This is a genomic window from Isoptericola sp. NPDC056578, assembly GCF_042793275.1.
In the GTDB taxonomy this organism is placed as follows: domain Bacteria; phylum Actinomycetota; class Actinomycetes; order Actinomycetales; family Cellulomonadaceae; genus Isoptericola.
The window spans coordinates 70,300-83,143 of the sequence record NZ_JBHTVC010000004.1 but is presented as its reverse complement, the minus strand read 5'-3'; the positions used below and the strand labels follow the sequence as shown (position 1 = coordinate 83,143).

At 76.1% G+C, this 12,844-nt stretch carries 10 protein-coding genes and 1 riboswitch; of the genes, 5 read left to right on the top strand and 5 right to left on the bottom strand.

The window, feature by feature from the left end; translation table 11 throughout:
* Positions 1-30: 30 nt before the first annotated feature.
* Together ACFQ80_RS02890 and ACFQ80_RS02885 are read right to left on the bottom strand one after the other, a co-directional pair.
* On the bottom strand, positions 31-651 hold the full coding sequence (locus ACFQ80_RS02890) for an L-threonylcarbamoyladenylate synthase (protein ID WP_430562477.1): 621 nt from the start codon (positions 649-651) through the stop codon (positions 31-33).
* A gap of 66 nt (positions 652-717) precedes the next feature.
* On the bottom strand, positions 718-1,728 hold the full coding sequence (locus ACFQ80_RS02885; RefSeq protein ID WP_430551935.1) for a threonine/serine dehydratase: 1,011 nt from the start codon (positions 1,726-1,728) through the stop codon (positions 718-720).
* 94 nt (positions 1,729-1,822) lie between these two features.
* Between ACFQ80_RS02885 and ACFQ80_RS02880 the strand changes: the two genes are divergently transcribed.
* Both ACFQ80_RS02880 and ACFQ80_RS02875 read left to right on the top strand, forming a co-directional pair.
* Positions 1,823-2,761, top strand: a complete 939-nt coding sequence (locus ACFQ80_RS02880; protein ID WP_430551936.1) for a LysR family transcriptional regulator — start codon at positions 1,823-1,825, stop codon at positions 2,759-2,761.
* A 9-nt stretch (positions 2,762-2,770) separates the two neighbouring features.
* Positions 2,771-4,273, top strand: a complete 1,503-nt coding sequence (locus ACFQ80_RS02875) for a lipase maturation factor family protein (RefSeq protein WP_430562476.1) — start codon at positions 2,771-2,773, stop codon at positions 4,271-4,273.
* Positions 4,274-4,601: 328 nt separating this feature from the next.
* Here the strand turns inward: ACFQ80_RS02875 and ACFQ80_RS02870 are convergent, their stop codons facing one another.
* The 3 genes from ACFQ80_RS02870 to ACFQ80_RS02860 form a co-directional block, all read right to left on the bottom strand.
* Complete coding sequence (locus ACFQ80_RS02870; RefSeq protein WP_430562475.1) at positions 4,602-6,473, bottom strand: ABC transporter ATP-binding protein; 1,872 nt, start codon at positions 6,471-6,473, stop codon at positions 4,602-4,604.
* Positions 6,470-8,248, bottom strand: a complete 1,779-nt coding sequence (locus ACFQ80_RS02865; protein WP_430562530.1) for an ABC transporter ATP-binding protein — start codon at positions 8,246-8,248, stop codon at positions 6,470-6,472. Before ACFQ80_RS02865 ends, ACFQ80_RS02870 begins: the two co-directional genes overlap by 4 nt.
* Before the next feature lie 402 nt (positions 8,249-8,650).
* Positions 8,651-10,303: a bifunctional hydroxymethylpyrimidine kinase/phosphomethylpyrimidine kinase gene (locus tag ACFQ80_RS02860; RefSeq protein WP_430562474.1), complete on the bottom strand. Its 1,653-nt coding sequence runs from the start codon at positions 10,301-10,303 to the stop codon at positions 8,651-8,653.
* A riboswitch (TPP riboswitch) is annotated at positions 10,294-10,436 on the bottom strand. It overlaps the preceding gene by 10 nt.
* A 126-nt stretch (positions 10,437-10,562) precedes the next feature.
* Between ACFQ80_RS02860 and ACFQ80_RS02855 the strand changes: the two genes are divergently transcribed.
* From ACFQ80_RS02855 to ACFQ80_RS02845, 3 genes are all read left to right on the top strand, one after another.
* A complete protein-coding gene (locus ACFQ80_RS02855; protein ID WP_430562473.1) occupies positions 10,563-11,234 on the top strand; it encodes a hypothetical protein in 672 nt (223 codons plus the stop codon).
* A gap of 88 nt (positions 11,235-11,322) precedes the next feature.
* Entirely contained in the window at positions 11,323-12,135 is an 813-nt protein-coding gene (locus tag ACFQ80_RS02850) for a YcnI family protein (RefSeq protein ID WP_430562472.1), read from the top strand.
* Positions 12,132-12,761: a copper resistance protein CopC gene (locus tag ACFQ80_RS02845; protein WP_430551942.1), complete on the top strand. Its 630-nt coding sequence runs from the start codon at positions 12,132-12,134 to the stop codon at positions 12,759-12,761. Before ACFQ80_RS02850 ends, ACFQ80_RS02845 begins: the two co-directional genes overlap by 4 nt.
* Positions 12,762-12,844 lie beyond the last annotated feature (83 nt).

Here is a 12,844-nt window from a genome sequence, read left to right as displayed (position 1 = left end):
CGCCGGGTCGAGACCGTCGGGTCGAACCGCCTACTCGAAGCGGGACGGGTCGCCGGCGCCGACGCGGACGACCTCGGGGTACCCCTCGGACCAGTCGACGACGGTCGTGGGCTCGGCCAGCACCTCGCCGGCGTCGACGACGGCGTCGATCACGTGGTCGAGCTCCTCCTTGACCTGCCAGCCGTCGGTGAGGGGCCGGTCGGCACCCGGGAGGATGAGGGTGGACGACAGCAGCGGCTCCTCCAGCTCGCGCAGCAGCGCCTGCACCACCCGGGAGTCGGGGATGCGCACGCCGATGGTCTTCTTCTTGGGGTGCGCGAGACGCCGCGGGACCTCCGGCGTGGCCGGGAGGATGAAGGTGTAGGGCCCCGGGGTGGCCGCCTTGATGGCGCGGAAGGCGCTGTTGTCGAGGCGCACGAGCTGGCCGAGCTGGGCGAAGTCCGCGCACACGAGGGTGAAGTGGTGACCGGCGTCCAGGTGCCGGATCTGGCGGATCCGCTCCGTGCCGTCGTGCTGGCCGACGCGGCAGCCGAGCGCGTACCCGGAGTCGGTCGGGTAGGCGATGAGCCCCCCGTCGTTCAGCAGCGCGACGACCTGCCCGATCGCCCGGGGCTGCGGGTCGACGGGGTGGACGTCGAAGTAGCGGGCCATGCCCGGCAGCGTATCCCCGCCCCGTGCCGCGCCACCCGACGAACGCCCCGCGGCGCGGCGGGCGGATCAGGCCGCGAGGGCGCGGCGGAGCTCCGCCTCGCTCGCGTTGCCCCCGGAGCAGACGACGCCCACGCGGCGGCCGGCGAACGCGGCGGGGTGCGTGAGGACGGCCGCGAGGGCCGCGGCGCCGGCGCCCTCGGCGACGGTGCGCGCGCCGGTGAGGTAGAGCCGCTGGGCGGCGGCGATCGCGTCGTCGTCGACGAGCAGGAAGTCCGCCAGCCGCTCGCGCAGCACGGCCTGGGTGAGCGCGAAGCCGCACCCGACGGCGAGCCCCTCCGCGCGCGTCGCGTTGGCGGCGGTCCGCAGCTCGCCCGCGCGCCAGGAGTCGTGGGCGGCCGGGGACGCCGCGGCCTGCACGGCCACCACCCGCAGCCCGGGGGCGAGCGCGGCCGCGACGAGACAGGCGGCCGCGGCGCCGGACCCCCCGCCCACCGGGACGACGAGCACCTCGAGGTCGGGCGCCTGCTCCAGGAGCTCGAGCGTCGCGGTGGCCACGCCGGCGACGAGGACCGGCTCGTTCGCCGCGCCCACGAGGCGCGCCCCGCTGTCGCCGGCCACCTCGCCGGCGCGGGCCCGGGCGTCGTCGAACGTCGCCCCGTGCAGCACGACGTCGGCGCCGAGGTCGCGCACGGCCTGCTCCTTGAGCGGGTTCGGGCCCTCGGGCATGACGATCGTGCACCCGGTGCCGGTGCGGCGGGCGGCGTGAGCGAGCGCCTGGGCGTGGTTGCCGGTCGAGTAGGCGACGATGCCTCGCCGGCGCGCCTCGTCGTCGAACCCGAGCAGGAGGTTCAGCGCCCCACGCACCTTGAACGCGCCCGTGTGCTGCAGGTTCTCGTGCTTGACGACGAGGCTCGCGCCGGTGGCGCCCGCCGCCGCGGCGGCGCGGTCCAGCTCCGGGTGCGACAGCGCCGGCGTGCGGACCACGAGCCCCTCGATCCGCCGGGCGGCGGCCAGCACGTCGCGCATCGTCGGAGGCGCGGGCACCTCGGGAGCGGGCTGCGGGGTCGTCGTCGTCATCACAGCAGGATCGCCGCCCGCCGACCGATAGGTCCAATGCCTGTTCCGACTGCTCGCCATCGATACGGCCGATGATTGGCCGTAGGCTGGCGTCGTGTCCGTCGAGCCCGCTCCCCCGCCCCACCTGGACCTCACGCGCCTGCGCGTCCTGGCCGCCGTCGCGCGCACCGGGTCGGTGACGGCGGCGGCTCGCGAGCTGCACTACGCCCAGCCGTCGGTGAGCCACCACCTGGCCCGCCTCGAGGCCGAGGCGGGGATCGCCCTGCTGCAGCGCGCGGGCCGCGGCGTCCGCCTCACCGAGGCGGGCCGCCTGCTCGCCGCCCGCGCGGAGGAGATCCTCGGCCGCGTCGAGGGCGCCCGGCGCGAGCTCGACGCCCTGGTCGGCCTCCGCGCCGGCCGCGCCCGCCTCGCCGCGTTCCCCTCCGCCCTCGCCACCCTGGTGCCCGCCGCCGTCGCGGGCCTGCGGGCCGCGCACCCCGGGCTCGGCGTCGGGCTGGTCGAGGCCGAGCCGCCCGAGGCCGTCGCGGCGCTCCAGGCCGGCGACGTCGACGTGGCCCTCGTCTTCCGGCACACCGACGCCCCGCACGCCCGCCCGGCCATGGACCTCTCGCGCTTCGAGGTCACGGAGGTGCACTCCGAGCCGATCACCCTGGTCCGCCGGGCGGCGGACGGGACCGGCGGCTCCCAGGACGGCCCGCCGCCGCTGGCCGACCTGCGTGACGCGGCCTGGATCGCGGGGTGCGAGCGGTGCCGCGCCGACCTGGTCGCGCGCTGCGCCACCGCAGGCTTCGACCCGCGCATCGCGTTCGAGACGGACGACTACGTGGCCGTGCAGGCGCTCGTCGCGTCCGGCGCCGGGGTGAGCCTGCTGCCGTCACTCTGCCTGCGCGCGCATCGCAACCCCGACGTCGTGGCGCAGCCGCTGCCCGGCGCCACCCGCGAGGTGCTCGCGCTCACCGTCGGCGCGCCGACCCCGGCGGCGCGCGCTCTCGTGCAGCGCCTGGTCGAGGCGGGCGACGCCGCCCGCGACTAGCGTGGAGGCGTGCCCGGGCAGCTGGCGTGGCAGCCGGACCAGCTCAGCGGCTGGTGGGCCACCGCCGACTACGACGTCGCCCGCGAGGTGCTGCAGCGCGGCGTCGGCGCGCTGCTGTGCCTGGCCTTCCTCCAGGCCCTGGGGCAGTTCCGCCCCCTCCTCGGCGACCGCGGGCTGCTGCCCGTGCGACGGTTCACGGCGCGGGTGCGGTTCCGCGACGCGCCGTCGCTGTTCCACCTGCACTACTCCGACCGGCTGCTGGTCGCGGTGGGCGTGCTCGGGACCGCGGGGGGCGCCGCCGTGGTGGCGGGCCTGCCGCAGACCGGGCCGTGGTGGGTCACGACCGTCGTCCTCCTGGCGCTGTGGGCGGGCTATCTCTCCATCGTGTCCGTGGGCCAGCGGTTCTACGCGTTCGGCTGGGAGACGCTGCTGTGCGAGCTGGCGTTCCTGGCCGCCTGGTTCGGCTCCCCCGCCGTGCCCGTGCCGTTCCTGCTCGTGCTCGCCGCCCGCTGGCTGCTGTTCCGGCTCGAGCTGGGCGCGGGGCTCATCAAGTGGCGCGGCGACCCGGCGTGGCGCAACCTCACCGCCCTCGACGTCCACCACGAGACTCAGCCGATGCCCGGCCCGTTCAGCTGGCACGCCCACCACCTGCCGCGCTGGTGGCACCGTACGGAGGTGGTCGGCAACCACGTCACGCAGCTGCTCGTGCCGTGGCTGCTGTGGCTGCCGCAGCCGCTGCCGAGCGTCGCGGGCGGCGTCGTCGTCCTGACCCAGGGCTGGCTGGTGCTGACCGGCAACTTCGCCTGGCTGAACTGGGCGGCGATCGTGCTCGGCGCGGCCATGGTGTCCGACGGCGTGTGGCGCGCCCTGCTGGGCGCCCTGCCCGGTGACCTCGGGGGCGTCGCCCCGGCGGCCGCCGGCACGCCCGGCGTGCCGCTCGGCTACCTCGTGACCGTGTCGCTCGTCGTCGCGCTCCTCGTGGTGCTCTCGGTACGGCCGGCGCTCAACCTCGTGTCGCGGCACCAGAAGATGAACGCGAGCTTCGAGCCGCTGCGCCTCGTCAACGCGTACGGCGCGTTCGGCAGCGTGACGCGCAGGCGCGACGAGGTGATCGTCGAGGGCACGCTCGCCGCCATTCCCGGGCCCGACGACTGGCGCGAGTACGGGTTCCGCGGCAAGCCCGGCGACGTCCACCGCCGCCCGCCGCAGGTCGCGCCGTACCACCTGCGGCTGGACTGGGTGCTGTGGTTCGTGCCGCTCGGCGCGCCCGTGCCGTGGCTCCCGGTGCTGTGCCGGCGCCTGCTCGAGGCGGACCCGGCGACGCTCCGCCTCCTGCGCGACGACCCGTTCGACGGCGCCCGGCCGCGGTGGGTGCGGATGCGCCTGTTCCGCTACCGGTACACGACGCCGGACGAACGGCGCCGGACGGGCGACTGGTGGGTGCGGGACGAGCTCGAGACGATCGTCGACCCGGTGAACCTCGCCCTCCTGTCGCGCCCCGGGCGGTCGTGAAGCCCAGGCCGCCGCGCACACGCGCGGCATCCTCCCTCTCCGGCGACGACGGCTGAGCTCCCCTGCACTCCCTGGTCCCGCCGCACCACCTCGACATGCGCCGAGCTACCTCGGCACGTTCGGAACTACCTCGGCACGTTCGGAACTACCTGGCCGAAGGACGCTCGCACACGGCCGTGAGCCGACAGCGGACGGGGCGGCCGAGAGGTTCTTTCGCGGGGACGTATCCCTCCCGAAGTGGAGGGCGCCCCGGCGCCCGTGAACGCGTCCCCGCGAAGAACCTCTCGGCCGGCTCGTCCCCCCACCGAGGTCTCGGCCGGACCCGGGACTACACGAGCGAGTCCTGCCAGGCCGCGTTGAGCTTGGCGTAGTGCCCGTCCCCCGCCGCCAGCTCGTCCGGCGTGCCGTCCTCGATCACGCGGCCGTGCTCCATGACGAGCACCCGGTCGGCGATCGCGACGGTCGACAGCCGGTGGGCGATGATGATCGCCGTGCGGTCGGCCAGCAGCGTCTGCAGACCGTGCTGCACCAGCCGTTCGCCGGGGATGTCGAGCGACGACGTCGCCTCGTCGAGCACCAGCACCGCCGGGTCGGCGAGGAACGCCCGCGCGAACGACAGCAGCTGCCGCTGCCCCGCCGAGACGCGGCCGCCGCGCTTGTTGACGTCGGTGTCGTACCCGTCGGGCATGTCCATGATGAACTCGTGCGCCCCGACCGCCCGTGCGGCGGCCTCGATGTCCGCCTGCGGGGCGCCCGGCCGCCCGAGCGCGATGTTCTCGCGCACGGACCCGCTGAACAGGTACGCCTCCTGCGTCACCATGACCACGGCGCGCCGCAGGTCCGTCGTCGACAGGTCGCGCACGTCGACGCCGTCGAGCAGCACGCGCCCCTCGCTCGCGTCGTAGAACCGGGTCACGAGCTTGGCGAGCGTGGACTTGCCCGCGCCCGTCGTGCCGACCAGCGCGACCGTCTGCCCCGCGGGGAGCGTGAGGTCGAGGTCGGGCAGCACGACGGGGCCGTCCCCGTACCGGAAGGTGACGTGGTCCAGCCGCAGGGCGCCCCGCGCGTGCGGCAGCGCCACGGGACGGCGCGGCTCCACGACGGTCGGCTCCTCCGCCAGCAGACCGGACACCTTCTCGAGCGCCGCCGTGGCGGACTGGAACGAGTTGTAGAAGTTCCCGAGCTGCTGGATCGGCTGGAAGAACCGCTTCACGTACAGCAGGGCCGCCACCAGCACGCCGACGTCCAGCCCACCGGAGTAGACCCGCCAGCCGCCGATCGCGAGCGCGACCGCGACGGCCACGTTCCCGATGAGCACGAGCCCCGGCTGGTAGCGGCCGTTGAGCCCCATGGTGTTGAGGTTCGCGTCGCGGTACTGCTCGCTGAGCCGGCCGTACTCCGCCTCGGTGGTCGACTCCCGGCGGAACGCGTGCACGGCCCGCATGCCGGTCATCGTCTCGACGAACTTCACGATGAGCCGCGCGGACGTGGTGCGCTGCTCGCGGTAGAACACCTGCGAGTGCTTCTGGAACCACCGCGTGAGCAGCCAGGCCGGCACGAGCGCCACCGCGAGCGCGAGGCCCGAGCGCCAGTCGAGCAGGAACAGGCTCAGCCCGGTGAAGACCATGAGCATGAGCGACGAGACGACACCCGTCAGCCCGCCGTCGAGCAGCTCGCGCAGCGCCTCGAGGTCGGACGTCTGACGGCTGATGATGCGGCCCGACGTGTACGACTCGTGGAACTCCAGGCTCAGCAGCTGCGTGTGCCGGAAGACGCGGCGGCGCAGGTCCAGGAGCACGCCCTGGGCGATGCGCGCGGCCTGGCGGACGTAGGCGCCGGCGCACAGGCCGCCCACGACCGCGGCGACCAGGTAGGCCGCGCCGACCAGCACGAGGGTGCCGGCGTCGCCGTCCCTGAGGTCGGGCACGGCGGAGTCGATGGCGAGGGACACGAGCCAGGGGCCCGCCACCTGGCCGAGGGTCGAGACCACGACGAGGAGGCCGGCGAGGGCGAGGGCGCCGCGCCGCGGCCGCAGCAGCTCGCCCAGCAGCCGCAGCGACCGGGACCTGACGTCGCGGGATGCCTGGGCGTCGAGCTGGGTGGCGTCGTCCGCCGTCGCGTCGGTGGGCCGGCGGTGGTCGTCCGGGTCCGGCCCGGACGTCGCGGGCCGGGACGGTTCCGGAGTGCTGGGGCGGCTCACCGCTGGACCTCCTCGTTCTGGGCCTGCTCGGGTTCCTCCTGGTCGGAGTGCTCGGCGCACTCCTCCCAGTCCTGCTCCAGGCTGGAGATGACGTGCCGGTAGTGGGCGTCGGTGGCGAGCAGGTCGCGGTGGGTGCCCACGGCCGTGATCCGGCCGTCCTGGAGCACGGCGACGCGGTCCGCGAGCGCCACCGTGGACGGCCGGTGCGCGATGACGAGGCTCGTCGTGCCGTGCAGGACGTCGCGCAGGCGCGTGGTGACGGCCTCCTCGGTGGCGACGTCGAGCGCGGACAGCGGGTCGTCGAGCACGAGCACGGCGGGTCGTGCCGCGATGGCACGGGCGAGCGCGAGTCTCTGCCGCTGCCCGCCGGACAGGGACAGGCCCTCCTCCCCGATCCGGGTCTCGACGCCCTGCGGCAGGTCGGCGACGAAGCCCGCCTGCGCCACCTCGAGCGCCTCGTGCAGGCGCCGCTCACGCTCCTCCTCCGGCACGGCGTCGGGGCCGGCCTCGGGGACGCCGAGCAGCACGTTGTCGCGGACCGACGCGGAGAACAGCGTGGGGTCCTCGAACGCGACCGCGACCGCACGACGCACGTCGTGCCGCCGCATGCGCCGCACGTCGACGCCGTCGAGCAGCACCTGGCCGGCGGTGACGTCGACGATGCGCGGCACCACCATCGCGAGGGTGGACTTGCCCGAGCCCGTGAGGCCGACGAGCGCCGTCGTGGTGCCGACGGGGAGCTCGAGGTCGACGTGCTCGAGGACCGGGCGCGACGCGTCCTCGTACCGGAACGAGACGTCGCGGAGCTCGACGTGGCCGCGCGCCGGACCGACCTCCACCGGGTCGGCGGGGTCGGCCAACGGGTTCGGGGTCTCCATGACCTCGAAGAAGCGGTCGACGGCCGTGCGGGCGTTGAGCGTCATCGACAGGGTCATGCCGAGGTCGACCACGGGGCCGTTGATCACGGCGGTCGTCAGGAAGAAGGCCACGAGGCTGCCGACGGTGATCTGACCCTGGGCGGCGAGCACCGTGCCGAGCACGAGGCAGACGGCCAGCGTGACCTCGGGGATGAGCTGCAGCGACGTGGTGACGGTGGCCTGGTTGCCCGCCTTGCGGATCTCCGTGCGGCGCAGCTCCTCCGCCTGGTCGGTGAACGAGTCGAGGGCGTCGCGCCCGCGGCCGAACGCCTTGAGCACACGGATGCCGTGCACGGACTCCTCGACGGTGGTGGCGAGGTCGCCCGACTGGTCCTGGGACAGGCGCGCGATGACGCGGTACCGCCTCGAGAAGCGGAACGCGATGACCGTCACCGGGATCGCGCCCGCGAGGTAGACGAGGCCGAGCCAGCCGGCGGTGGCCAGCAGGATGCCCACCCCGACGACGATCGTCACGATGCTGACGACGAGCTGCAGGAGGCCGAAGACCAGCCAGCGTCGCAGCAGGCCGAGGTCGCCCATGATCCGGCTCAGCAGCTGGCCGCCGGGCCACCGGTCGTGGAACGCGACGGGCAGGTCCTGCAGGTGGCGGAACAGCGCCATCCGCAGCTCGGCCTCGACCCGCGTGCCGGGGTACATCACGAGGTTGCGGCGCAGCAGGACGAGCCCGGCCTCCGCGACGCCCAGGACGAGCACGAGGAGGACGGGCACCACGAGGGCCCCGAGGTCGTGGGCGGCGGCACCCTCGGCGAGCGGGCCCTCGACCAGGGTCTGCAGCACGCGCGGGATCGCCAGCGCGGCGAGGCTCGCACCGATCGCGGAGAAGAGCCCGCCGACCATGCGCGGCACCGCCGGCCGGACGTACGGGTAGAGCCGGCGCACCGACGCGAACGTGGAGAGCTCGGAGCCCGCGGGGGCGACGGCGGGCCCGGCGGCGGCGGCGCCCGTGCGGCCGGGCGGCCCCGCGGCGCGGCCCGGCGGGGTGCCGGTCGCGACGGGACGGCGGGGAGCGGAGGAGGCGGTGCTCCTCCTGGGACTTTCGGAGGGATCGGCGCGGCGGGCGCCTCGGCTGCGGCTGCGCGAAGTGCGCTTCGTGTCGGGCATCACACCTATTCTGTCACTCGCCTCCGACACACTTGCCCCGGTCATGCGGTGCGCCCCGAGCTCGGGACACCGCTTACCGCCGCGGGATCCCGCCGTCGCGCACGACGGCGGGACCCGGACGGGCCGCGGTGGACCGGGTCAGCCCACCGCGACGCGCCCGACCGTGGGCTCGACCGTGGGTGCCCCGGTCTGGTCGAAGAACGCCAGCTCGTGCTCGCACGCCGCGTGGAACGTCGCCGCCATCCGGTCCCGGGTGACCGGGTCGGCCGCCGCGGCGGCGCGGCGCAGGATCGCGACGGCCTCGCGCGTCGCGTCCGCGAACGCGTCGTCCGCGTACGTGCCCAGCCACGCCCCGTACGGGTGACCCGGGTGGTCGCGGGCGGCCAGCCGCTCCCCCACGTCCTGGTAGATCCAGTAGCAGGGCAGGACGGCGGCGACGAGGGTCGCGTAGTCGTCGCCGGCCGCGCGCAGGTGGTCGAGGTACGCGGCCGTCGTGGGGCTGGCGGGCACGTCCTGCGGCTCCCCGCCCAGCCAGCGGGTGTGCAGGTCGAGCTCGGTCACCAGCGCGCCGTGCGCGCCGCCGGCCCAGAACGCCTGCTCGGCCCGCGTGGGAGCCAGCTCGCTCGCCCGCGCGAGGCAGCGCGCGTAGTCGCGCAGGTAGAGCGCGTCCTGCTCCAGGTACGTGCGGAAGTGGTCGGCGTCGAGCGTCCCGTCGCCCAGCGACCGGACGAACGCCAGGTCGTCGATCGCGGCGCGCACGCCCGCGGCGTCGTCCCACCAGCGGGCGACGACGTCCTCCGCCCCGTCCTGACTTGATGCCCCGCCCACACCGGACGCACCGGACGGCGCGAGCGGCTCCGCGCCGCCGGCGCGCAGCCCCACCAGGTGGTCGACCGGCCCGTTCCCGCCGCCGACGCGCAGGGCCGCCCCCGCCCGGATCGCCGCGGTCAGCCAGGCCTTCGTGCCGCGCAGCGCCTCGGTCCAGTCCCTCGTGCGCGCGTACCGCGCGGCCAGGCCGCTGGACAACGAGCAGCCGGTGCCGTGGGTGGAGGTGCTGGTCAGGCGCGGCCCGGGGAGCTCCGCCAGCACGCCCTGCGGCCCGACGAGCGCGTCCGGGGCCCCCGCCCCCGTCGCGCCCGTCCCCGAGGCGCCCAGGTGGCCGCCCTTCGCCACCACCAGGACCCCGTGCCGGGAGGCCAGGCGTCGCGCCTGCTCGAGCGCGGCGGGCCAGTCCGCGGCCGACGGTTCCTGCGCGAGGACCGCGAGCTCGGGCAGGTTCGGCGTCACGACGTCCACCCGGGACAGCAGGTCCCGCACGGCGTCCTCGGCCGCCGGGTCGAGCAGGCGGTCCCCGCTCGTGGCGACCATCACCGGGTCCAGGACGACGGCGGGTCGCGCGCCCGTCGCGCCGGGCGGCAGGGCGTCGAGCCAGGCGGCCACGGCGTGGGCCACGGGGGCCGAGGCGAGCATCCCGATCTTCACGGCGTCGACGGCCACGTCGTCGGTGACGGCGTCGAGCTGCGCGGCCAGGAACGCGGCGGGCGGCACGTGCACGTCGCGCACCCCCCGCGTGTTCTGCACGGTCAGGGCCGTGACGGCCGCCATCCCGTAGCCGCCCGCGGCCGCGATCGACTTGAGGTCCGCCTGGATCCCGGCGCCCCCGGACGGGTCGGACCCGGCGACGGCCAGGACGCGGGGGCGACTGCCCCTCGTCGGCGCCGGGGCCGCGGGAGCAGGGGCGGTGGAGCCGGCGCTGCCGGCGGAGCTGTCTTCAGGTGCACGCGCACTCATGTCGACATCCCTTCGCTAGTACGAGCTAGATCAGGTTCGACGGGTGTGTTCTCAGCGCCCGCCGGCCGGGTCGCGACGTCGTCGTGACGATGTCGCGGCGATGACCGGTCGGGACGCACCCCGTGTCGTGCCGCCCACCGTAGCCCAGGCCCGCGCGGGGGCGGGCGGCGTCCCGCGGCGCGTGTCGGCGTCCCGCGACACTTCGCCAGGCCTTGCGCCGCAGGCCCGCGGCCTGTTCGCGGCACGGTAGGGTGCGGGGGTGCCCGTGGTCGTCCGTCGTGCGCGCGAGCTCCTCGTCGCCGGCACGACGCTCAGCATCGCGGCCGCCGCCCACCTCCTGGCCGGCGGCGCGCTCCCCGGGGCACCCCTCGCCTGGCTCGTCGTCGTGGCGCTCACGGCACCGCTCGCGGTGTGGACCGCCCGCCGCCGGCTGACGCTCCCCCGCCTGCTGCCCGCGATGGTCGCGCTCCAGCTCGTGCAGCACACGACCCTGTCCGTGCTCGGCGCGGCGGGCACCGGCGCCTCACCCGCGACCCTGCTCACGACCCTGCCCTCGACGCCGGGGGCCGCGCCGGACGGGCACGCCCTGCACGCGCTGGGCCCGGGCTCCCTCGGGCCCGCGACCGGCGGCGGGCTGCACCTGCACCACGCGGACGACCCCGGGACGACGTCCTGGATGCTCGCCGCGCACGCTGCCGCGGTGCTGCTCACCGCCCTGCTGCTCGCGGCGGGCGACCGAGCGGCCGTCAACGTCGCGGGCCAGCTGCGGCTCGTCGCGGTCCTCGTGCTGGGCCCGGCGGCGCCGCCCGTCGTCCGCGAGCCCGCCGTCGTCGTCGGGCGCACCTGGCACCCCCTCCGGGCCCGCGCCGTCCGGCGCACCCCGCCACGAGGCCCCCCGCTGCTCCCGGGCGCCCTCGTGCGCGCCGCCTGACCCTGCCCTGGTCCGTCGTCGGACGGGGGCGGGTCCCTCGTCGTCCGACGACCCCTGACCACCCCTGAGCACCAGGAGCAGCACACCCATGTCCAGGACCATCCCTGCCCTCACCCCTGCCCTCCGCGCGCGCCGCCTCGCCGGCGCCGCCGCCCTCACCGTGCCGGCCCTCGTCCTCGGCGCGGCCGCCGCCTCCGCGCACGTGACCGTGACCCCCGACGCGGCCGAGGCCGGGTCGTACGCCACCCTCACCTTCAAGGTCCCGAACGAGTCCGCCGAGGCCTCGACCACCGCCGTGAAGGTCGACCTCCCCACCGACACCCCGTTCACCAGCGTGTCCGTGGAGCCCGTGCCGGGCTGGACGGCGAAGGTCACCCAGGCGCCCCTGCCCGAGCCCGTCGAGGTGCACGGCACCACCGTGACCGAGGCGCCGGCGAGCATCGAGTGGACCGCCGACGACGCCGACGCCGGCATCGCTCCGGGCGAGTTCCTCCGGTTCACCGTGTCCGCCGGTGCTGTCCCGGACGGCGTCGAGGAGATCGCCCTGCCCGCCACGCAGACGTACTCCGACGGCGAGGTCGTCGCCTGGGACCAGGAGGCGACCGGCGACGCGGAGCCCGACCTCCCGGCACCCGTCCTGCAGGTCCTCCCGGCGGCCGAGGACGGCGGCCACGGCACGCCGTCGGCAGCCGGCGCCACGGACTCGGCCGCCGACGCCGGCGCAGACGCGGGTACAGACGCGGGCACGGAGGCGGCGGCCGACGACGACGCCTCCGGCACCCTCCCGCTGGCGCTCGGCGCGGCGGGCCTCGGTCTCGGGCTGGTCGGCGCCGTCACGGGTGTCGCCGCCCTGGCGCGGACCCGCGCCACCGGCACCGGCACCGGCACCGAGCAGCGATGAGCGCGCGACGCGCCCTCGCCGCAGCCGGGTCGCTCGCCCTCGCCCTCGGCCTCGGGGCCGCGGGGGTCGCCGGCGCGGCGCCCGCGAGCGCCCACAACGTCGTCGTCGGCACGTCGCCGGCCTCGGGGTCCGAGGTGACGGAACCGCCCGGGTCCGTCGACGTGACGTTCGACGACGTCGTGCTCGACCTGTCCGCGGAGGGCTCCAGCACGGTGATCACCGTGACGGACGCCGACGGCACCGACTACGCGACCGGATGCCCGACGATGCAGGACCGCACCGTGTCGGTGCCCGTCGCCCTCGGCGAGGGCGGCGAGTACACGGTGGACTGGCGGATCGTGTCGGCCGACGGGCACCCGACCAGCGGCGCGTTCTCCTTCACCTACGACCCGCCCGCCGGGGCCGAGGCCGCCACCCCGGCGACGGACGCCCCGCCGTGCGCCCCGGCCGGGGCCGCGGGCGCGGACGAGGCGTCCTCCGGAACCGCTGACGGCGCGTCGGCCGCCGAGGACGGGGGCGGCGACGCCTCCGAGCTGGTCGTGGTGCTCGGCATCGCGGGGGGCGTCGTCGTGCTCGCCGGCGCGGCGGTGCTCGTGGCGCTGCGGCTCGCGCGACGTCGCGGCTGACGCACCGCACCCTGCGACGTGTCAGGGCGAGGGCCGCGGGCACAAACCCCACCCCCCCACACAGCACCCACCAGAATAGAGGT